Origin of the sequence: Rheinheimera oceanensis, from assembly GCF_018831085.1 — a bacterium.
In the GTDB taxonomy this organism is placed as follows: domain Bacteria; phylum Pseudomonadota; class Gammaproteobacteria; order Enterobacterales; family Alteromonadaceae; genus Alishewanella; species Alishewanella oceanensis.
In genome coordinates, this window is sequence record NZ_JAGPNM010000001.1 from 896,507 (window position 1) to 917,694 (window position 21,188).

Below are 21,188 nucleotides of genomic sequence, written 5' to 3' on the forward strand. Positions count from 1 at the left end.
ACTCAGCGAAATAAGTACCTATACATAAGCATAGTTACCCTGTAATAGCGCTTGGTTTAGTATTTTCTTATCACGTTAATAAGGAAAAAACTAATGAGCAGACTTACCAGTGCCGTGCCGCGATTTAGAGGCTGGTATGAAAACTAACCTCAGTACACTGGTATATAGTGCCGTCGGGCTGCTCTCGGCCCTGCTGCTCATTAGCGGCTGGTCGATCGGCTATGCTGGCGGTTTGCACTACATCAATGCAGCTGGTGTTAGCGTGGCTACTGTGCAAAGCGGAGACTTTACCCAACGTGTCACCGGCTACGGCAGCCTGCAATCGCAAAACCAGCGTTTGCTTACTGCCGGCAGTATGGCCACGGTAGATGAAATTAAGCTACGCCCCGGTGCGGTGGTAGAACCCGACAGCATTATTCTTACCTTAAAAAATCCTGCGCTTGAAGTGGCTGCGCAACAAGCGCTGGCAAACTTACATAATAAGCGCAGCAATAGCCGCCGACTGGCGCTAGAACAGCAGCGTGAAATTTTAGAACAAACATCCCGGCTAACTGAACTGAGATCAGACGCTGAGCTGGCCGCCTTGCAAGTGGAAGCTGAAGCGCCCTTAGCTGCGGCAGGCATTATCTCTGGCATGGATGCACGCCGAAGCCGCGGTAGGGCCGATCAGCTCGCTGAGCGTTATCAGTTAGAGCAACAGAAACTGGCCACCCTGAAGGAAGTACATCAGCAATATTTGCTGATCCAGCAAGAAGATGTGCAACAAGCCGAAGCGGAATTAAATAATGCCACCTATCAGCTACAACAATTAATTATCCACGCCGGGTTACGGGGGGTGCTGCAGCGCTTACCGGTTAGCCTTGGCCAAAGCGTTAACGTTGGCGACGAGTTGGCGCTGGTGGGCAGTTTATCGCCGCTGGTCGCGGAAGTAAAAGTGCCGCAAATGCAGGTGCGTTTATTACAAGTGGGTGCCAGTGCTGATGTAGATACCCGCCATGGCATCGTCACCGGGCAGGTGGTACGTATTGATCCTGTGGTAGCCGATGGTGCGGTGCAGGTAGATATTTTGCTGCCCGAGCAACTTTCAGCAGATATCCGGCCAATGCAGATGGTAGATGCCCGTATTCACGGCCAGAGCCGGGGTTTGGTGAATTTTGTCGACCGCCCGGCCGGGGTTGCCGAAGATTCGCGGGTAGAACTGTTTAAACTGGATGCAAACCAAGTGGCCAGCCGTATACCGGTACAGTTTGGCAAAGCCTCTGGCCAGCAAATAGAAGTGGTAGCAGGGCTTAATCCAGGTGACCGCATTATTGTCAGTGACTTGCAGCTTGATAGCAGCGTGAAGCAACTTAAACTGACTCAGTAAGGAAATGGCAATGAAAACTGAAGTATTAAAAGTAAAACAACTCAAAAAAGCGTTTCAGTCGGGCCAGCAGCAACAAGCCGTGCTTAATGGTGTCAGTTTTAGTGTGCGCGAAGGCGAATATGTGGCAATTTGTGGCCCCTCAGGTTGCGGTAAATCCACCTTGCTTAATATTTTGGGGCTACTGGATACCTCCGACAGCGGCGAATATTACATTGATAATTTGTTGGTATCGGATATGAATGCCGAGCAGCGGGCACAAATGCGAAGCCGCCGTATTGGTTTTGTATTTCAGGCGTTTAATCTGATTGATGAATATACCGTATTAGATAACGTGGCCTTGCCGCTGAAATACCGGGGCGACAGCATCAAACAACGCCACGCCAGAGCGCTGGAATGTTTAGAAAAAGTCGGCTTAGCCGATAAAGCCGCTTTGTTTCCCAACCAGTTATCCGGTGGTCAGCAGCAGCGGGTTTCTATAGCGCGGGCCCTCGCTGCCGATTCTGGCATTATGCTGGTCGATGAGCCCACCGGTAACCTCGATTCGAAAAATGGCGATGCCGTGATGGCGCTGCTTGCTGATTTACACCAGCAAGGTACCACTATTATTCTGGTTACCCATGACCCGCGTTACGCCGATATGGCTCACCGGCAAATTAATTTACTGGATGGCCAGGTCGTTAGCAGTACATCATCTGTCAAACCGCTGGAGCAAGAAGCATGAGCTTGCGCATGTTATGGCGTGGCTTTCAGCAAGCCCGGCAATATTATTTAACTGTGATATTAAGCCTGGTGTTCACCCTGACCTTGCTGTTTAGCGTGCTGAGCCTGGTTAATATCACTTTTTTTGCCCCGTTACCCTATAAAAATGATCAAGCGCTTTATTACATAGGTGCAGAGCTGAATTATCAGGGCGCGGTGCACCAATCCAGTAATGTACAAACTCTGTTCGATTTTCAGCAAAAAAGCCAGCTTATCGAGCAGATGGCGGTGTATTTTAGCTTTCAAACCGAATACAAACTTCTGGATCACCCGACACGCCCCAAAGTACCAGTGCTGTTTGGAGCTCATAATATTTTTGATGTAATGGGAGTAGAGCCATTACTAGGCCGTCTGTTTAACGAGCAGGAGCAGGTGGGCAATAAACAACCCTCGGTCGTGTTAAGTCAGGCTGTATGGCAGCAGTATTATCAGGGCCGTGCTGATATCGTTGGTCAGACTATTCAGCTTAATCAACGCCAGTTTACTGTGATCGGCGTATTAAAGCAGGTATTGGAATTGCCGGGCTTTAATGAAGCACATGAAGCTATCTGGCTTGCGCTGGATATGGATGAAGTTGTCAATATCCGCAACTTTAACGGTTACTCCTCTGGTTTTGCCGCTTTGGGCCGGCTTAAAGCAGGAGTAAACCAGCAAGACGCTGACGCCGAGGCTTATCAGCTTATTAAACAGGCTTCGGCAGAGCGCAACCCGACACTGCAAACCATGTTTGAGTACTATGGCAAGGTTGTACCGCTACGCCAGCAAATTCAGGGGGACTCCGGCCGTTTGGTGCTTATGCTGCTGGCGGGTGTATCCTTGCTTACTCTGATTGCGCTGGTCAATTTATCCAGTATGCAGTTGGCACGGGCGGTAAAGCGCTTGCAACCACTGGCGGTGTGTTACGCTTTTGGTGCCAGCAAAAAACAGATGTTTTATCAGGTGTTCCGCCATAATATTGCCTTGCTGGCGGGCGCAGGACTACTGGCGCTGCTGCTGACCTGGCTTGGTTTTGGCGTGATAGCCCAGGTAGCAGCCGATCAGCTACCGCGTATCAGTGCATTGCGCATTGATGGCCTGATGTTACTCCTTACCGCCCTGGTGCTATTGCTTATCGCGGTGTTGTTTAGTTGGATAGAACTGAGTGGCGTACGTGAAAAGCAGTTAATGGCCAGCCTGCAGAGCAGCGGTAAAGGCGCAGGCAAACAACTACGCCAGGGTGTAGCGCATAGTTTAATCGGTGTACAGCTATTGCTGTCTCTGTTGGTATTGCTGGCCACCGCCCATGTTTTTGCGGCGGCCTGGGCCGAAGCAAACCGGCCAACCGGCATAGATAGCACCGATCTGTGGTCGGTAACCATTAATTACAGTGATTTAGATAACCGTGAACAGCAGCAAAACAACCACCGCAGCCTGCTGCAAAATCTTGCTGCTATACCGACAGTGCAACAGGTTACTGCTGTTTCTGAACCTCGTGCGGTCAAAACACGTAATCAGGGTGCGGTAATTAATGATCAGGGCGATATTATTTCTTCTGCCCGGCAAATTGCGGTTTTGCCCGGTTATTTTCAGTTTTATGGGCTGGAGCTGACAGGCCAGGATTTTAGCGCTGAACACGTTAATTTGGAGCATTATCCGGTGATTATCAATCAGCGCCTTGCCGAGCGTATTGCCCGCTTAAGTGGCAAACCCGCGCTGAATCAAACCATATCACTTAGCGATGGCAGCACGCAGCGGCAGATTATCGGCATAGTAGCCAATACCAACTTTCCCGGTAACCCCGGCTTTGAAGTTGATGAAGTGTTTTACCCGCGGGAAAATATCGATCGGCGCGACTACAGTTATCTGTTAAAACTCAGTGCTGGCAGTTCGCTGAGTGATACCGCCTTATTAAACATGCTGCGCGAACAAGACCCACGGTTAGATCTGTCAGAGCTGACAACAGTGCAGGCAGCCTTTGATCACTTTACGCTTTCAAACCGGCTGGCAGCAGCCTTAGCTGCAACACTCGCGGTGATGAGCCTGCTAACGGTATTGGCAGGTATTGCCGGTATCGTCAGTTATCTGGTTCAGGCGCGGCGCTATCAGCTTGGCGTAGAAATGGCGATGGGTGCCAGCTTAAAACAACTGCTTAAAGATAATCTGAGCAAGCTGGCGCAACCTGTTACCGCGGCACTGCTGCTGGGCTTCTGCTGCTTTTTCTTTATCGCTGGTGTTAGCCGGACCCGGCCGGAGCTAATGTTTCAGGCAAATTGGGCTCTGGTAGCAGGCATACTGGGATTACTAACTTTTGCCGCCCTGCTCTGCTGCTTTATTCCCCTGCGGCAGGTGTTGCTGACTGATCCGGTGAAAGCCTTACGAAATGAGTAGTACATGGGCTGTAATGAGTAAAAATGTGCTGATACCGGCTCTCGTGTTTATTGCTTGTATGGCCCGGGCTGAAAACAAAGTGTATGCAGTTATAGACCTTCCGCCATATGGTTGTGAACCCTCAGATGGTGTTGGCTGCATCAACACTGAAATTACTCAGCTGATTGCCAACACTATCGAAGGTAAACCGGCCACTATTCATGCCTTCCCCTATCCAAGGGCTTTGCATATGTTTGAGAGCGGGAAGTCAAGCATCCTTGTGGCGTTAATGAATAAGCGGCTAATGGAACAGGCTGATGTAATTGAGCTGTATTCCGGCGTTTTTTATCTGGTGGCTATGGAAAAAAATGTCACGTCTAAACGCCCGACCATTGCCTACCTCAGAGGGGCCGACGCGCAAAAGGAGATTGCCGACGCGGTTGATGCTACGCCGGTTGAAGTAAATGACTACCGCCAGATCATAAGGATGCTAAAAGCCAACCGGTTAGACTATGTCATCATTCCGGGCCTTTTATATAATTCTGAGGTAAAAGCCGTTTTTAATAATGCTCACGTTATATCAGAGCACAGCTTGCCGGTTGTGTTATATGTAAACAGGCAAGAGGCACAGCATCTCGGGAAAATCAGAGATGCTGTATCGCAGTTATCCTTAAATATTTCAGAACAGTGCAGCCAGCTAAACCCTCAGGTTTGTGTTACTTCAACGTCGCAATAATGTTCCTGGCGTAACAACCATAGCAGGATGCCAATAGGCACCAGTAACGCCCAGAAGCTTACGGCTACGTAGCAAAAGCCAGCCACTATAGCACCGGTAGCAAAGGCGGCTATCGTCCATAAAGCTTTAGAAAGCCTTACTTTGGTAGCCGCATCTGCTTTCCCTAGCATTAACTCCATCGCATCCAGCACAACTTGCGTAACATTTCCTGTCATCATTGAGGTTGGTGCCAGATGGGGCAGCAGCAAACGGGTGTAAGCACTGTGCGCCCCCATCGCGGCAGCCCCAAACATACCGCAGACAATAGCGGCAACGGTTTGCTCATTACCGATAGGAGAAGCCAGTAAGCCTGTTACCATGAAGGCAACCAGCAGCATTAGCTGCAGTAAAACCGTCAGTTGAATTTGTAAACTTTGCCGGTGTTTACTATCCAGCCAAATAGTTAAGATGCGAATAGCTGCTATACCCAGAATAAAAGCCGGAAAGGCTAAAAACTTGATCAGTACAGCAGAGCTGGACTCACTGACTAAATTAGCACCTATCAGGATAAAGTTACCTGTGACGAGGGCGGTCATCAAACCAAACAACGCGACAAAGCCCAGGGTGTTAACATAGCCCGCCAGAAAACCCAGACTGATGGCCTGAAACCGGTGTTTAGATTCAATATTCATAATGTTGAACCTGTATTAGTAACCTGTGGCAGGCTGCTGCAAAAGTTGGGGCGGTTAGTTTCATTTATTCAGCTCCTGTCCTTAGAACGCAAAACAGCTGCAACCTAACACACCCCAAAACGAGTTATGGTCCGACACCGGCATATCAGAACGTCGCGCTATATCGTGCGAATGGCCGTGCACACCGCAAGATCCGGCACAATGCTGGGGTAAGCAGCTCGTCTGTGGATGAACTAGCCGGGCATGCCCCGGATACATCGCCACAGGCGACCACTCAGGGATCACCGGAATAGGCGCAGGGCCATGAGCGGAGAAATCACCGGCGGCGTAGACGACTTTGCCATCAACTACCGTCATAACCGACTCAATACCTTTAATCTCTTCTTCCGGCACGGTAAAGAAGTCTGACTCTAACACCACTAAATCAGCCAGCTGCCCGGCTTTAATCCGGCCTTTTTTATCCGTTTCACCGGAAAACCAGGCGCTGCCCGCGGTCCATAATTCCAATGCGGTATCGCGGGGCAAGCAGTCTTTATCCAGATACAACGGCATACCGCCAACTGTTTTGCCAGACACTAACCAATACAATGCTGTCCACGGATTATGGCTTGCAACCCGGGTTGCATCTGTGCCGCCCCCTACAGGAACCCCCATTTCTAACATCCGGGCTACAGGCGGAGTATTTTGTGCAGCTTGCTGCCCATAACGCCGGACAAAGTACTCGCCCTGAAACGCCATACGGTGCTGAATAGCAATACCACCGCCCAAGGCCCGTACCCGTTCGATATTTTTTTCTGTAATGGTTTCAGCATGATCGAACAACCAGCGCAGGCCGTTAAATGGGGTATCTCTATTCACTTTTTCAAATACATCCAGCATGCGGCTGATGGATTCGTTGTAGGTGGCATGTAAGCGAAATGGCCAGCGGTTTTCTACCAGATGTCGTACAACTTTCTCCAGTTGTTGCTCCATATCATCGGCCAGGTCTGGTCTGGGTTCAACAAAGTCTTCAAAGTCTGCCGCAGAAAACACTAACATTTCGCCGGCACCATTGTGGCGGTAAAAATCATCGCCCTGACCTGGTGTCACCATCTGGGTCCACTTTTGAAAGTCTTCCAGCTCAGCACCTTTGTTTTGCGTAAAAAGGTTATAGGCGATACGCACAGTCAGTTGGCCAGCTTTTGCCAACCGCTCCACCACCTGATAATCATCCGGGTAGTTTTGAAAACCACCACCGGCGTCAATTACACTGGTGACACCCAAACGATTAAGCTCACGCATAAACTGCCGGGTTGAGTTAATCTGATGCGATAACGGCAAAGTTGGGCCTTTGGCCAGCGTAGCATACAGGATCATGGCATTTGGCCGGGCTATCAGCATGCCGGTTGGGTTCCCTTTAGCATCCCGCTGGATTTCTCCACCCGGAGGATTGGGTGTATCTTTGGTATAACCCACGGCTTTTAGCGCCGCGCGGTTTAATAATGCCCTGTCGTACAAGTGCAGCAAAAACACCGGTGTATCCGGTGCCGCTTTGTTTATTTCATCCAAAGTTGGCATGCGCTTTTCGGCAAACTGAAACTCAGTCCAGCCGCCAACCACCCGCACCCACTGCGGATGAGGTGTACGGTCAGCTTGATTGCGTAGCATGGTAAGCGCGTCTGCAACTGAGGGTACGCCTTCCCAGCGCAATTCCAGATTGTAGTTTAAGCCACCGCGTATCAGATGCAGGTGTGAGTCATTTAAACCTGGAATAACAGTATGATTCTTAAGATCAATTACCTGACTTTGTTCATTCTGGTGGCGCAGCACTTCGGCTGTGCTACCTACTTCAACAAACTTGCCGTCGCGGATTAATACCGCACTGGCGACAGGTTGTTTTTTATCCATAGTATGAAAACGGCCGTTAATCAGGATCAGGTCGGTGTTTGAAGGCTTATCCATTGGCATAATTCCTCTAAATCTCTCCCTGGCTACTGCAGTGTTGGCAGAGCCTCGGGGGTAAAACCTTTGCAGTGATATTGAGTGTGAGAAAAATCCGCCCGCCCGTCTAGCTATACAAACAGATAATGGAACAAGGCCAGAAGCACTTCTAGTATATGTTCAGTTCTGATGAATTATTCAGACTAATACGATAGTCGGCAAAAGAGATAGCCGACGCAGCTATTCCTGGCAGGTGCTGCAACATCACTTAGCAGATAAAGCTGGCGGTTGTTTTTCTTAACGAAAGCAGTGCTGTACTGAAGTTAATTTATTAATCAGGTTAATACGCCGTGTGTAACACCGAGATTAACCATAGAAGGAATTATGTAAATGACAAACCCTAAACTTGAAGTACTGACTCCACAAAACAGTCAGCTTATTTTTATCGACCACCAACCACAAATGGCCTTTGGTGTGCAGTCAATTGACAGACAAACACTGAAAAACAACACTGTAGGCCTGGCTAAAGCAGCCAAGATTTTTAACATTCCTACCACTATTACCACGGTAGAAACTCAGGGTTTTTCTGGTTACACCTACCCTGAGTTATTGGACGTGTTCCCCGGTAAACCCATACTGGAGCGCACCTCAATGAACTCATGGGACGACCAGAAAGTACGTGATGCTTTAGCCAAAAATGGCAAAAAGAAAGTGGTAGTAGCGGGTTTATGGACTGAAGTGTGTAACACCACTTTTGCACTGTGCGCCATGCTGGAGGGCGACTACGAAATTTATATGGTGGCGGATGCTTCAGGCGGCACCACTAAAGAAGCGCACGATTATGCTATGCAGCGTATGGTGCAGGCAGGTGTTGTACCGATGACCTGGCAGCAGGTATTACTGGAATGGCAACGCGATTGGGCGCACAAAGATACTTATGATGCAGTTACCAGCCTGGTAAAAGAGCATTCTGGTGCTTACGGTATGGGCGTCGATTACGCCTACACCATGGTACATAAAGCGCCACAACGTGCAACAGGAACCCATGAAACTCTGGCGCCGGTAGCTGCTGCCAAATAATGTTACTGTGTGGCTGACAGATTATCTTTACTGCATCGCAGACTGACTGTCAGCCCATAACACACCATACCCTAACTGTGGATTATATGACGGCTAAAGTCTTATAACCCAAAGCATTCTCAGGTTTTATACCCTTTGGGGGTCTATATGAAATTATATCTGTTGTCACTGGGTGCCGGTTTATTGGTTGGAATTATTTACGCGCTGATGCAAGTGCGTTCACCTGCTCCACCGGCCGTTGCGTTGTTAGGTTTACTCGGCATGCTGATTGGTGAACAAATTGTACCTGTAGTTAAGCAATGGGTCGCAGGCCAGCCTGTAACTATGCTATGGTTTAAAACAGAGTGTGTTCCTAAAATCACCGGCACGCCAGTCACTTTAGTTTCCAAAGCCAGAACTGAGAGAGACACTAATCCCAAAGACGATGTCTGATACCTGACGTGTTGATTCAGTGAGCACTGAATAACTGCAATAATCGACCCAAGGCTGCAGACTCCAAAGGATATTTACTTGCTTAGCAGTATAGGAGTCATATGCGGACCATTGATAATAATAAAAAATTCATAGCGGTTGTCGATGATGATCTGTCTGTCCGGGCAGGGTTAAATAACTTATTGAGTTCAGTGGGCTATAAAACCCTATTATTTAAATCGGCCGAAGAGGTATTGCAAAGCGACGCTTTGACAAACTTAAGTTTTATGGTGCTTGACGTGAAGCTCAAAGGCATCAATGGCATAGAGTTGTTTGAACAATTACGCGCTGCCGATGTAAATATTCCAACGGTGTTTATCTCAGGTAATACCGATTTGAATACTCAGCTGCGTATCGCCCGTGCCGGGGCTTTACTATTTCTAACAAAACCGGTGGATGTAGAACTTTTGCTACGAACAATAGACAGTATAATGGAAGCCTGAATTCAGATGCGTCGAATGATCAGTCGCATGTCGTTAAGAGGCTGTGGCAATGAATAAGCTGGATCTTAGTGCATTCGATTTTAAACTATTACGGCAAGTCGATGGCATTAGCTATAGCCGTGGCACTGTGCCAATGCAGACAAATTCTGCTGTAGTCATAGCCAGAGCGACTACTGTTGATACAAGGATCAGTAAACAGCTGGAAAATGAATTTTCTCTGGCCTCTGTGCTGGGTGCAGCCTGGGCCATTCGTCCTGTCGATTTGGTTGTTTCAGATGACCAGCCGGTCTTACTATATGAAGATTATCAGGCAGAACCACTGCACCGCCGTTTTAAAGGCAGTTGTTCGCTGGAGTTTTTTTTCCCTCTGGCGTTACAAATTACAGCGTTATTAAAAGCCCTGCATGCTACTTCCTTACTACACAGAAACATTAATCCTGACACGCTGTTGATTGATCAGAACGGCATTATACGCTTAAGCGGCTTTGGCTTTGCAGGCCCCATAAACGGCACTAAACCTGCTTTAGCTGCGCCCGTGACAAACGGTTCCCTGGCTTATATCTCACCGGAACATACCGGTTTAGGTGCAACCCCTGTAGATTACCGTAGTGAACTTTATTCTGCCGGTGTTGTGCTGTATGAGCTGCTAACCGGCCGTTTACCGTTTGAGCTGGATGAAACAGCAGAGCCGCAAGACTGGATGCATTGCCACTTAGTATGTGATGTCAAAGCACCTAATATTCTAAACCTGGCTATTCCAGCCTGGTTATCAAAACTGATATTAAAGTTACTGGAAAAAGACCCTGCACAACGTTACCAATCTGCCGCCGCACTGGAAGCAGATTTGCTCTATTGCCATAAAGTCTGGCGGGAGACCGGCGATATCAGTCCTTTTCCGCTGGGGCAGTTTCATGCATCTGCAAGTTTAAAAATCCCTGACAACCTGCATTTACGACAACAGGAAGCAGAGCAGCTGCATTCAGCCTTACATTACAGCAGAGTGAGTAAACATAAAGCAGTAGTATTCCTGACAGGGGCTGCCGGTATTGGCAAGTCTGCATTATTGCAGGCTTTTATATCTGATTTAGATACCACCAGATTATGTGTTGCCAAGGGTAAAGCCGAACAACAAACCAATGTGGTGCCTTATATTACCTTAATCCAGGCATTCCGGTTTTGTCTTAAAAGGCTTTTGAAATTACCTGCGCCTGAACGTAATTTCTGGCAACAACGATTGGCAAAGAATCTTGGTAGCTATCTGAGCAAAGCTATTAACGCATTGCCTGAGTTGGCATCTCTTTGTACGGTAAAACAAGAGGGCGTTATACCAGCAGAACCGCAAGACAGCACCAGATTAATACTGCTAAAACTGGTTCAGGCTCTTACCACAACAGAAAATCCTTTTGTTTTAGTTGTGGATGACATTCAGTGGTTAGATCAAGCCAGTAAACATTTTTTAGTCCAGTTGATGTCAGAAACATCGTTTTCACCGCTGACACTGATACTGGGAGGGCGTGACAGTGAAGAAACTACGATACTCCGCTCTGCCTTACCGCAGCCTAATCCGGCCTGGTTGTTTGAGCTGCAGCTAAAACCACTGGATCAAGCGCAAATCACAAAAATTATTGCCGGCATGTTTCAAACCACTCACCCAAATATGCTGAATCTGGCAACACTGATACTGGCCAAAACATTAGGTAATCCCTTTTTTGTTACGCAGTTTTTAAACACGCTGGTACAAAAAGGTTTAATCAACCGGGTTCCTCATACCAGCAGTTGGCATTGCAACCAGAAGGCTATTGAAGCCATCGCCTATACCGACAATGTGGCAGACAACATTCTGCAGCACTTTCTGTTGTTTCCCTCGGAAACTCAACATCTGCTTATAGGTATGTCCTGTATTGGCCGTCAGGCAGAACAGCACCTTCTTACAGATCTTTTTAAGCTGACAAACGAAGAAATCCAGCACCGTCTGCTACCTGCGTTACACAATAATGTGCTGCATAAAACAGATACAGGTTATGCCTTTTATCATGATTTAGTACATAGCGCGATTAAGGAGCTGATTTCTCAGGAAGACATTTGTCAGTTTAATCTGATGATTGGCAGGCATTTATTAAAACAGGCGATGAGCAGCACATCTGATGATAAGCTGTTTCGGGCACTGGAGCATTTGTCTGTTGCCACCTTACTGTTAACTGATCCGCTGGAACGCCGGCATATTATGAACTGTGCTCTGACTGCGGCTAACAAAGCCAAAAGTGCGAATGCCTGGCAGTCGGCTTTGTACTTTATCCGTTTCGCCGACAGCCTTCTGAGCGACAATTGCGAAAACCATAAACAGATTTTAGTGGCATTGCGGCTGGCACTGGCTGAATGTGAAATTCTAACCGGCCGGTTAGAAGCCGTGCCAGCTATTCTGGCTGAAGCACTGCAAATGAATGTTGATAAGATACATAACGCGCAGGTCTACCAGCTTAATACCGAACTTAACTTACGCCGCTTTGCTTATCAGGAAGCGGTGAATGTGGCACTAAACGGCTTGCAAATATTTGACTACATAATAAGCCCTGCACCAACAGATAATGATTGTTTGAAAGCTTACAACCGGTTAAAAAAAAGGCTTGGCAATGACTTCAGACAATGTTTTATACAATTGCCATTGATGGCAGACCCACAGGCAGAGGCTATAACCGGCCTGCTGGCTGCGTTATCTGCTCCCGCCCTGTTTACCAACCAAAACCTGCATTTTATTCAGTTGTGTCATTCGCTGGAATTAGCACTGGATTATGGCATTAGCGGTATTGCTGCTTCAGCGTTAGGTTGGTATGGCGTATTGATCAGCCAAAAGTATGGCGAATACGAAGCCGGCATGGCTTACTGCCAATTGTCCCGCTCTTTGGTAGCTAAGCATCAGTTTATTGAGTATGAAGCAAAGGTTTTGCTACCTCTGGTTCGGGCAAGTGTATGGACCCAGCCGCTATCTTCTGCCGTTGATTGCGCCAACGCTGTTGTTTTTGCCGACGTTGTACACGGTGATTTAGCCGTAGCCTGTTTCGCGTTCTGCCATCAGATAGCCAATATCCTCAGTCTTGGTCAACCGCTGGATAAAGTGCTGGCAGAAACACACCGTGGTTTAACCTTAAGCAAAAAAGCAGCTTTTGATGATATAGAACTGATTTTAACGGTGCAGCAGGTATTTATTGACAACCTGCATCTTGGCAAAGGCAATGTGTTTTCAGGGCATAACCTCATGTCAGCTATGCCGCATCTTAGCGAAGATGAATTGTCAAAACGTATGCCGACATTAGTGTTCTTGTACTGGCTATACAAAGGTATGTCGCATTATTTTGCCGGTGAGTATCAGGACGCTGTAACCTGCCTGAACAAAGCGGGTGGTTATAATTGGTCAGTGCCTGCTCATATCCATTTGCTGGATTATCACTTTTTCAGTGCTATGTCGCTGATGGCAGCACACACTGAACTGAGCCCGGGCCTCAGACAGCAGGTGTTGCAGCATCAGCAACAAATAAACCAATGGGCCGAACTTAACCCAACAAATTTTGCCGATAAAGCCGCTATTCTGCAAGCCGAGTTATGGCGCTTTGATGGCGAAATTCTAAAAGCCATGGGAGCTTTTGAAAATATTACGGCCAGCTATAAAAACAAGGATTTTATCCAAAACAAAGCCTTAGCTTATGAAAGAGCTGGCCGCACCGCATTAGAACACGGACAGCCAACCGCTGCGGCTGCCTATCTGCAGCAGTCTATCCTTTGTTATAAGGAGTGGTCAGCCCAGAGTAAAGTTAAACAACTGGAGAACCTCTGTATTGATGCCGGGATAGCTGAGTTGCGTGGCGAAATTAAGCAATTACCGCATTCTGAGAGTGCCAATAGTTACTATTTATCTAATCTGTTAAGGGCATCTAAAGCTATTACCGAACAGGTGGATTATTCAACGTTATTACAAGTACTGTTAAAAATTATTGTCGAGCAAGCCGGCGCACAACGTGTATTACTGCTCAAACCGCAAGGCGATAGCCTGATACTGGAAGCAAGGGCAAATACCACCACCACAGGAGTCGTGTTTGAAGCGTTGAATAGCGAAGCTAACTGGGATGACTTACCAAAATCTTTTGTAAATACCGCAATACGAACACAGAAATTGCTGTATGTGAAAGCTAACCAGCTAAGTACACCTTATGAGTTGGACCCCTATTTCCAGCGCTTCTGCGATTTTACAGCACTATGTCTGCCGATGATCAGACAGGGTAAGTTACTCGCCATGTTCTACATTGAGCTTAAAGCAAAAGACGAGCAACTTAGTGAAGAGTACCTGAATGTACTTACATTTCTGGCAGGCCATGCTGCTGTGTCAATAGAAACGTCCCGGCTATACAACAGCATAGAAAATGTAAACCAACAGCGACTGCAGCTGGAGCGGGCACTACGGGTAGCGGATACCTCACTGGCATTGGGTGAACAGATCAGCAGAACCGGCAGTTGGCGCTGGGAGCTGCATAAAAACACCTTAGTTTGCTCAGAAGAATTTTGCCGAATCTTAGGCCTGGATCCACAGCGTCGTACTATTTTATTTGCTGCTTTTGCCGCTTGTATTCACCCGGATGACAAAAAATCTGTGCTGGAGCAAATTCATCGCGCAGTGCAAATGGAAACAGCAATTAAAGTGGAATACCGCATTCTTAAGGATGATGGCAGTATTTTATATTTAACAGGGCAAGGCTGTCCGGTATTTGGCACCGACAAATTAATTGATTACGTTGGCACTGTCACTGATGTAACAGCACGACGGGCGTCAGAAGATGCATTACGCGCAGCGCAAGACGATTTAGCCCGGGTATCCAGGGTTACCACTATCGGGCAACTCACTTCTTCTATTGCCCATGAAATTAATCAGCCTCTTATGTCTATTGCTGCCAATGCCGGCGCAGGTTTACGCTGGTTGCATCGCCCAACGCCCGACTTACAACAGGTTAGCGCCAGCTTACAGGCTATAGCCACCGAAGGACAAAGAGCCGGGCAAATTGTACAAAGCCTGCGCACTCTGACTAAAAACTCCAAAGCTGTATTGCGCGCGCTGGATATGCACGATGTACTAAACTGTATTGTGGCACTGGCGCGCAGTGAAATTGAGCGACGAGATGTATCTTTAGTTATGCATTTGGATGCACAGTTGTCACATATCCGTGGTGATATAGTGCAACTACAGCAGGTGATGTTGAACCTGGTGATGAACGCCTTAGAAGCGATGAGCGAAGTCAGCAACAGGCAAAGAGTGCTAACCATATCCACTTTTACGCAAGAAGAGCAGAAGATCTTTATCACAGTTGAAGACACAGGACCAGGTATTAATGATGAGATAAAAGACCGTTTGTTTGATGCCTTCTATACTACTAAGAAAGACGGCATGGGTATGGGGCTGGCAATTTGCCATTCGGTTGTTGATATGCATGGTGGTAAGTTATCTGCAGCAGCACGTCAGCCTGTTGGCAGCGTGTTTTCTTTTTTTGTTCCCTTAGTCAAAGACTAAGTCGTAGCGCCTGAACGGAGGAAGCCCATGACTGGTTTAGTGATAGTAGTGGAAGATGAAGAGCCGGTGCGTACTGCACTGGTGAGGTTGCTGGAATCCGCGGATCACACTGTACGTGATTTTGCCTCTGGCACAGACTTTTTGAACAGTACTATCCCGGATACTCCGGCATGCCTGCTGTTAGATATGCAAATGCCAGACATTACCGGTATAAATATTATTGAACAACTGGCCAGTATCGAAGCCAGAATTCCCGTAATTTTTATTACAGGTTATGGCTCTATTCCTATGAGTGTACAGGCAATGAAACTGGGGGCCAGAGAGTTTCTTACCAAACCTGTTTGCCCGGAAGCATTATTGACGGCTGTAACGGAAGCATTAGCATCTGATCAGGCAAATCTGCAGTACCGGCTTGAGCAAACCGAACTGACAACCCGCTATAACTTGCTAACGCCCCGGGAGCAGCAAGTGTTGGAATTTATTATTAGCGGTTTGCTAATCAAACAAATTGCGGCGGAACTAGCTGTTAGCGAAATAACCATTAAAGTACATAAAAAGCAGATTATGAATAAAATGTGCACCAAATCCATTACCGATTTGGTGCGTATTAGCGAGCGGTTGCATATATCCCAGGCCAGAAGCCGCTAGAAATCTGCTTTATCTATCTTTCAACGTCATGCTTCAGGCTGCTCTCAATGCGCTGGTCAGAGATCAATCAAACTTAGTACAAACAATTTTATCAAAACTAGCTCATAAGGCTCATCAAGATGAAAACAATTCATTTAATATTCGTTCTTTTGTCCACTTTTGGTGCCCATGTTTATGCGCAGCAAAAACCCTTTATGGATTATGTGCTCAGCTGGGACGGAGACACCTCAACACTGGAGGTCGAACTGACGTATTCTGCATCCCAAAAAGACAGTACTGTATTTGTATTCGGAGACCCCAGTTTTGGCGGACAGAATGATATATTTACAGTCATCAAAAATATTCGTGTTACCGAGCCTGAAGAGGTCAAGATTGACTCTGCAACCAGACAGATCACCGTACATCACAACGGCACTAAAAAACACCAAATCCGTTATGAAATAGATGGTTCATTTAATGAGAATCAGCCAACGGTAATATCTCAAACAGAACTGTTCAGGCCGGTTATCAGCAAAGGATTCTTAACCTTGGTAAATAAGCAATTTACCCTGGAAATAACCGATGAAAGTAATCCATTGGTATCCTTCGTATGGCGTGATCATCCCAAAAACTTCAACTATTTCAATTCCGTTGTTCCGTCTCAAACAGATCCATTGGAAAAGCTTGCAGCCGATTACAACCAGGTTTCCGAAAAGGTGTACTTTGTTATGGGAGACAATATTGATGTGAGGGAATACAAGGTTATCGGGGTTCCCTATTATAGTGTGACTACGAAAGAAGATAAGTATGGCAATGACTTGCAGGGGAGTCTCAAGCCTTTTTTCGAAAGCTATTTTCCGAGTATCCACAGGTTTTGGAACGATACCGATTTTCCGTTCTATTTTTTAGCCGTATCGGCGCTTCAAAATAATCAAAATGAAATAGGAGCAGGTGGCTTTGGGATCAGAAACGGCTTTGTAATGAAGCTGGGAAGAGCATTTGGTACTTGGGAAAAGTATGTAACAGCACACGAAACCGCCCATACTTGGATAGGGATAAAAATGATGTTGGGTAAAGGGAGTTTTGATCATCAATGGTTTGGTGAAGGGTTTAACGACTACACTACTCTCATTAATTTGGCAAACAGCAAAATTTACGGGCAAGGGGAGTTTCTGCATTACCTGAACGAAGAGACCCTGAAAAAGCATTACGAGAGTGAGGTTAAAGGGGCACATAATGATGCCATCGCCGCAAATTATTGGACCGACTATGCCAATTATGGAAAGCTTCCCTACAGACGAGGTCTTATCTATGCATTTTATCTGGATAACCAAATCAGGTTGGCGTCAAATGGAAAATTTACCCTGAGGAATATGCTGCTAGACCTTTACCAGTATAGAAAGGCTAAAAGTAAGGATGAAGCTTTAACTGTTGATGATTTTATTAACGCAGGCGCTACTTATATAGACAAAGAGGAGCTATCACAACAAGTAAAACGTTTTATGATAGAAGGGCTCCCCATTGATTTTAGCAGTGTAAAACTTATAGACGCATTCAATCTCGAAATCAACGATAACATACCAAAGCTGAACTTGCGTGAGGGGACAGACCTAGCAACAATATATCAATGGTAATGATAATATTAAATTAGCCTCCGACAAACCCGATGTGCTTCACTTTAGCGCTAAGCTGGCGCCCCTGTTCGCCGGCTTTGAATCGTCAGACAGCAGTTCTTACACGGGTATGGCTAAACGCAAAGACTTACTGGATGGGGCGGTATTGGTGTGCAATTACGTCAGCAAGGCCGGCTGTTAGAGCCGCTAGTTTGCACGTTCTTTACCTTGTAACATCATGCTTCAGGCTGCGCTCTATGCGTTGATCAGGGATCAACCATACCATGGCTATGGCCATGTAAATCGCTAAAGATAGCCACGGAGAAATAAAAGACAACAAAGCACCGATCAAATAAAACAACATAGATAAGCGGCCCTTCCAATCTGTTCCTACAGCATATTTCAACCTTGATTGCTCTCCCTGCGCGACAATAATTCTGTATTCCAGTATCCAGTAAGCCACAGAGGACATCAGTAAGACAACGCCATACAAAGCTACGGGTTGAGCTGAGAAGCGGCTTTCCCCCATCCAGGCAGTTGTGAATGGGATTAAAGACAACCAGAATAACAAATGCAGATTGGCCCAAAGAATAGACGCCGTCACTTTGTCACAGACATACAGCATATAATGATGGTTATTCCAGTAAATACCCAGGTAGATAAAACTCATTACATAACTGAAAATCACTGGCGCCATAGGTAATAAAGCATCCAGACTGTGTCCGGCCGGACTACGCATTTCCAGCACCATAATAGTGATAACAATGGCGATCACGCCGTCAAACAGGGCTTCCAGTCTGTTTTTACCCATAAGAATACTCTTCCCTATAACCTTAACTTATTTACCATTAAATATCTTTCGTAATTAAGTGCCGCAGATGTTCAATGAAAGACCTGGTAACAGGTCCTAACTTTTCCGCATCCGCATAGTTGAGGTAATACATCATACTTCGGCACCCACACCTTGGTAAGGCAAGCGGGCTTAACTGCCCGGAGTTAACGTAAGGCGTCACTAAATGCTTTGGAAGCCAGGCAAACCCAAAGCCATTTAAGAGTAGCTCAATCGAGATCGTGATATTACTTGCCGCCCATCTTTGCATGGATCCCGGCCAACCCTGTCCCCAGATTTTTTTCTGTCCGGAGTCTTGCAGTACAATCTGCCGGTAGCTTTTCAGATCTTCTAAAGTGACCTCTCTGCCAAGCTGATTAAGTGGATGAGACTGAGCAGCAACGGCAACAAACGTAATGTTACAAATGTCTTCGCTAAGATGATAATGATGCATAAAGGGCGACACGGCAATTTCTGCCTTACCTGCAGAAAGTAATTCATCAGCACCGGATAAAACTGTTTCCATCAGCTCAATCCGCACCAGTGGGTGCTCTTGTGACACAATCGCCAATGCTTTGTATAAAAGGTCTCTGGGAAAGGCATTATCAATAGCGATATTAATTGTCGGCTCGCCCCCGGCTTGATAGTTTAACGCTACACTCTCCATACGCTCAGCTTCAGAAAGCAGAAAATTAATCCGTTGTAATAATTGCTCTCCTGCCGGCGTTAAACTCGTCTTACGATTTTCAACGCTAACTAATTGTACACCCAATGTATTTTCCATTTTATAAACTGCATGGTGAATACTTGACTGACTTTTAAAAACCACCTCGGCGGCCTGGTGAAATCCGCCATGTTCGGCAACAGCTTTAAACATACGCCATTGCTGTACTGTTGAACGTACCATATTGACCTCTTAAAACTCATTCCATTCCGAACCAACACAAACAAAATCTGTACATCATCTGATGCCGTCATTCCTCACTTTGGGGCCGGGGTTTATAAAAAGGGCCCGGTTCAGATGTAGCGATATTGCTGCGGATAAACTGGCGGCCATTTTCCATACCGCCAATCAGTTCCAGTTTCACCCGTTCTTCGTCCCGCAAACGTACATCGCTAAGTGCATCCATTGCTTGTTCATTGTCAAACCCCAAACCCGTTAGTACTGCTTTACTAAAGGTCAGTGCGGATTCAAATGTTTCGCGAACCTGAAACGCAACTCCCGCTTTGATTAGCCTTAGTGAATGACCACGATCAAATGAGCGGACATAGAGTTTTGTCATAGGAAAAGCCGATTGGCATAGCTCGACAATCCGATCTGCAGACTCAGGGTTGTCAATACAAACCAGGATAGCTTCGGCTGTTTCAGCTCCGGATGCGCGTAATACATCAAGGCGGGTCCCGTCGCCGTAATGCACCTTAAAGCCAAACTTGGCGGCCGTTTGGATCATAGCAACATCATTTTCGATCACGGAAAGCTCAACACGTTGTGCCAACAATGCCTGGCTGGCTACCTGAGCAAACCGACCAAAACCGATAAGCAGAACCCGGCCACGCAAACCCTGAGCTTCATCAACATCCTTGAGATTAGGGGCCTCGCCACCTCTCTCCAGCCACTTATTGGCAAGTAAAACCAGCGGTGTCAGTGCCATAGAGATAATCACAATGGCACTTAAGATTGCCGAGTCGCGAACATCAAAGATGCCGGCGGCCACTGCTGCGGCATACAAAACAAACGCAAATTCGCCGCCTTGTGCAAACAGCGCCGTTCTGCGCATTGCCTGAGCATGTGTAGCGCTGGTTAAACGTGCTATGCCGTATATCCCGATTGCCTTTACCACCATAAAAACCAAGACACCGCCCAGCACAAGACGCCACTCTTCAGCAACAATAGGCAGATCGAGCGACATACCTACACTCAGGAAAAATAATCCGAGCAAAATGCCGCGAAACGGCTCAATATCTGCCTCCAACTGATGCCTAAAGTTAGATTCGGCAAGCAACACTCCGGCGATAAAAGCCCCCATCGCCATTGACAGGCCCACACTCTGCATAAACACGGCGGAACCCAACACAACCAACAAGGCCGCTGCAGTTAACACCTCCCGTGCTCCAGTGCGGGCAATAATTCTGAAAAAAGGGTCAAGCAACCAGTACCCCGCTGCCAGTAATGTAGCCAGGCCCGCAAAGGCGATTGCGGCACCTTGCCATAACGGCGCTGCGTCGACCTCTGGTGGACTGGCTAAAGTGCCCCATAGCGCAACCATCGCCAGCAACGGCACTATTGCCAAATCTTCCAACAGCAGGACAGATACCGCCCGCTGCCCTTCCGGGGAGGCTAGCTCGCCTTGTTCCTGCAACAGTTGCATAATGACAGCAGTGGATGACAACACAAATCCCATGGCGCCGATCACGGCAACCGGCAGTGACATACCCGCTGCCTTGGCGGCTAATGTTAGTAAGATGCCGCATGTCACTACCTGAGCTACGCCCAATCCGAATATCTGCCGTCTTAATGCCCACAGCTTAGATGGGTGCATCTCTAATCCGATAATAAACAGAAACATCACAACACCGAGTTCAGCGGTATGCAGCAGTGTTTCCGGGCTGTCTATCAGACCTAATCCAAAGGGACCTACTGCCAGCCCGGCCGCAAGATAGCCAAGCACAGAGCCGAGCCCCAGCCGCCTGAATAGCGGTACAGCGACAATTGCCGCCCCCAACAACACAACCACCTGGACCAGGCCGAAACCGGAAGCATCACCCATCAGTCCTC

The 21,188-nt window shown here is 47.2% G+C and carries 15 protein-coding genes; 10 read left to right on the forward strand and 5 right to left on the reverse strand.

Going from position 1 to position 21,188, the window contains the following annotated elements:
* Positions 1-136: 136 nt before the first annotated feature.
* From J3B89_RS04150 to J3B89_RS04165, 4 genes are read left to right on the forward strand one after another with little or no spacing between them, the layout of a single operon-like run.
* Positions 137-1,366, forward strand: coding sequence for an efflux RND transporter periplasmic adaptor subunit (locus tag J3B89_RS04150; RefSeq protein ID WP_215396222.1), 1,230 nt, complete (start codon positions 137-139; stop codon positions 1,364-1,366).
* A gap of 10 nt (positions 1,367-1,376) precedes the next feature.
* Positions 1,377-2,087, forward strand: a complete 711-nt coding sequence (locus tag J3B89_RS04155) for an ABC transporter ATP-binding protein (protein ID WP_215396223.1) — start codon at positions 1,377-1,379, stop codon at positions 2,085-2,087.
* A complete protein-coding gene (locus tag J3B89_RS04160; RefSeq protein ID WP_215396224.1) occupies positions 2,084-4,492 on the forward strand; it encodes an ABC transporter permease in 2,409 nt (802 codons plus the stop codon). The genes J3B89_RS04155 and J3B89_RS04160 overlap by 4 nt, the downstream gene beginning before the upstream one ends.
* 13 nt (positions 4,493-4,505) lie before the next feature.
* On the forward strand, positions 4,506-5,207 hold the full coding sequence (locus J3B89_RS04165; protein ID WP_215396225.1) for a type 2 periplasmic-binding domain-containing protein: 702 nt from the start codon (positions 4,506-4,508) through the stop codon (positions 5,205-5,207).
* Here J3B89_RS04165 and J3B89_RS04170 read toward each other — a convergent pair.
* Both J3B89_RS04170 and J3B89_RS04175 read right to left on the reverse strand, forming a co-directional pair.
* On the reverse strand, positions 5,177-5,878 hold the full coding sequence (locus J3B89_RS04170; protein WP_215396226.1) for a YoaK family protein: 702 nt from the start codon (positions 5,876-5,878) through the stop codon (positions 5,177-5,179). The two genes, J3B89_RS04165 and J3B89_RS04170, sit on opposite strands and share 31 nt — an antisense overlap.
* 81 nt (positions 5,879-5,959) lie before the next feature.
* Positions 5,960-7,819: an amidohydrolase gene (locus J3B89_RS04175; protein WP_215396227.1), complete on the reverse strand. Its 1,860-nt coding sequence runs from the start codon at positions 7,817-7,819 to the stop codon at positions 5,960-5,962.
* Between the two features lie 369 nt (positions 7,820-8,188).
* Between J3B89_RS04175 and J3B89_RS04180 the strand changes: the two genes are divergently transcribed.
* The 6 genes from J3B89_RS04180 to J3B89_RS04205 all read left to right on the forward strand — a co-directional run bounded on the left by J3B89_RS04180 (position 8,189) and on the right by J3B89_RS04205 (position 17,604).
* Entirely contained in the window at positions 8,189-8,878 is a 690-nt protein-coding gene (locus J3B89_RS04180; RefSeq protein ID WP_215396228.1) for a hydrolase, read from the forward strand.
* 147 nt (positions 8,879-9,025) lie between these two features.
* Positions 9,026-9,310, forward strand: coding sequence for a XapX domain-containing protein (locus tag J3B89_RS04185; RefSeq protein WP_251372191.1), 285 nt, complete (start codon positions 9,026-9,028; stop codon positions 9,308-9,310).
* A gap of 101 nt (positions 9,311-9,411) precedes the next feature.
* A complete protein-coding gene (locus tag J3B89_RS04190; protein WP_215396230.1) occupies positions 9,412-9,792 on the forward strand; it encodes a response regulator transcription factor in 381 nt (126 codons plus the stop codon).
* Between the two features lie 49 nt (positions 9,793-9,841).
* A complete protein-coding gene (locus tag J3B89_RS04195) occupies positions 9,842-15,343 on the forward strand; it encodes an ATP-binding sensor histidine kinase (RefSeq protein WP_215396231.1) in 5,502 nt (1,833 codons plus the stop codon).
* Positions 15,344-15,370: 27 nt separating this feature from the next.
* On the forward strand, positions 15,371-15,991 hold the full coding sequence (locus J3B89_RS04200) for a response regulator transcription factor (RefSeq protein WP_215396232.1): 621 nt from the start codon (positions 15,371-15,373) through the stop codon (positions 15,989-15,991).
* 119 nt (positions 15,992-16,110) lie between these two features.
* A complete protein-coding gene (locus J3B89_RS04205) occupies positions 16,111-17,604 on the forward strand; it encodes a hypothetical protein (RefSeq protein WP_215396233.1) in 1,494 nt (497 codons plus the stop codon).
* Between the two features lie 202 nt (positions 17,605-17,806).
* Here J3B89_RS04205 and J3B89_RS04210 read toward each other — a convergent pair whose 3' ends face one another.
* The 3 genes from J3B89_RS04210 to J3B89_RS04220 all read right to left on the reverse strand — a co-directional run bounded on the left by J3B89_RS04210 (position 17,807) and on the right by J3B89_RS04220 (position 21,180).
* Complete coding sequence (locus tag J3B89_RS04210; protein ID WP_215396234.1) at positions 17,807-18,394, reverse strand: TMEM175 family protein; 588 nt, start codon at positions 18,392-18,394, stop codon at positions 17,807-17,809.
* Between the two features lie 37 nt (positions 18,395-18,431).
* Positions 18,432-19,319 (reverse strand): LysR family transcriptional regulator, encoded by an 888-nt coding sequence (locus J3B89_RS04215; RefSeq protein WP_215396235.1) that lies wholly within the window; start codon positions 19,317-19,319, stop codon positions 18,432-18,434.
* 67 nt (positions 19,320-19,386) lie between these two features.
* Positions 19,387-21,180, reverse strand: a complete 1,794-nt coding sequence (locus tag J3B89_RS04220) for a monovalent cation:proton antiporter-2 (CPA2) family protein (RefSeq protein ID WP_215396236.1) — start codon at positions 21,178-21,180, stop codon at positions 19,387-19,389.
* Positions 21,181-21,188: the final 8 nt, after the last annotated feature.

What these genes read in the sequence shown, in the direction of transcription:
- J3B89_RS04150 (WP_215396222.1), top strand. Translation starts at nt 137, where the DNA reads ATGAAAACTAACCTCAGTACACTGGTATATAGTGCCGTCGGGCTGCTC.
- J3B89_RS04155 (WP_215396223.1), top strand. Translation starts at nt 1,377, where the DNA reads ATGAAAACTGAAGTATTAAAAGTAAAACAACTCAAAAAAGCGTTTCAG.
- J3B89_RS04160 (WP_215396224.1), top strand. Translation starts at nt 2,084, where the DNA reads ATGAGCTTGCGCATGTTATGGCGTGGCTTTCAGCAAGCCCGGCAATAT.
- J3B89_RS04165 (WP_215396225.1), top strand. Translation starts at nt 4,506, where the DNA reads ATGAGTAAAAATGTGCTGATACCGGCTCTCGTGTTTATTGCTTGTATG.
- J3B89_RS04170 (WP_215396226.1), bottom strand. Translation starts at nt 5,878, where the DNA reads ATGAATATTGAATCTAAACACCGGTTTCAGGCCATCAGTCTGGGTTTT.
- J3B89_RS04175 (WP_215396227.1), bottom strand. Translation starts at nt 7,819, where the DNA reads ATGGATAAGCCTTCAAACACCGACCTGATCCTGATTAACGGCCGTTTT.
- J3B89_RS04180 (WP_215396228.1), top strand. Translation starts at nt 8,189, where the DNA reads ATGACAAACCCTAAACTTGAAGTACTGACTCCACAAAACAGTCAGCTT.
- J3B89_RS04185 (WP_251372191.1), top strand. Translation starts at nt 9,026, where the DNA reads ATGAAATTATATCTGTTGTCACTGGGTGCCGGTTTATTGGTTGGAATT.
- J3B89_RS04190 (WP_215396230.1), top strand. Translation starts at nt 9,412, where the DNA reads ATGCGGACCATTGATAATAATAAAAAATTCATAGCGGTTGTCGATGAT.
- J3B89_RS04195 (WP_215396231.1), top strand. Translation starts at nt 9,842, where the DNA reads ATGAATAAGCTGGATCTTAGTGCATTCGATTTTAAACTATTACGGCAA.
- J3B89_RS04200 (WP_215396232.1), top strand. Translation starts at nt 15,371, where the DNA reads ATGACTGGTTTAGTGATAGTAGTGGAAGATGAAGAGCCGGTGCGTACT.
- J3B89_RS04205 (WP_215396233.1), top strand. Translation starts at nt 16,111, where the DNA reads ATGAAAACAATTCATTTAATATTCGTTCTTTTGTCCACTTTTGGTGCC.
- J3B89_RS04210 (WP_215396234.1), bottom strand. Translation starts at nt 18,394, where the DNA reads ATGGGTAAAAACAGACTGGAAGCCCTGTTTGACGGCGTGATCGCCATT.
- J3B89_RS04215 (WP_215396235.1), bottom strand. Translation starts at nt 19,319, where the DNA reads ATGGTACGTTCAACAGTACAGCAATGGCGTATGTTTAAAGCTGTTGCC.
- J3B89_RS04220 (WP_215396236.1), bottom strand. Translation starts at nt 21,180, where the DNA reads ATGGGTGATGCTTCCGGTTTCGGCCTGGTCCAGGTGGTTGTGTTGTTG.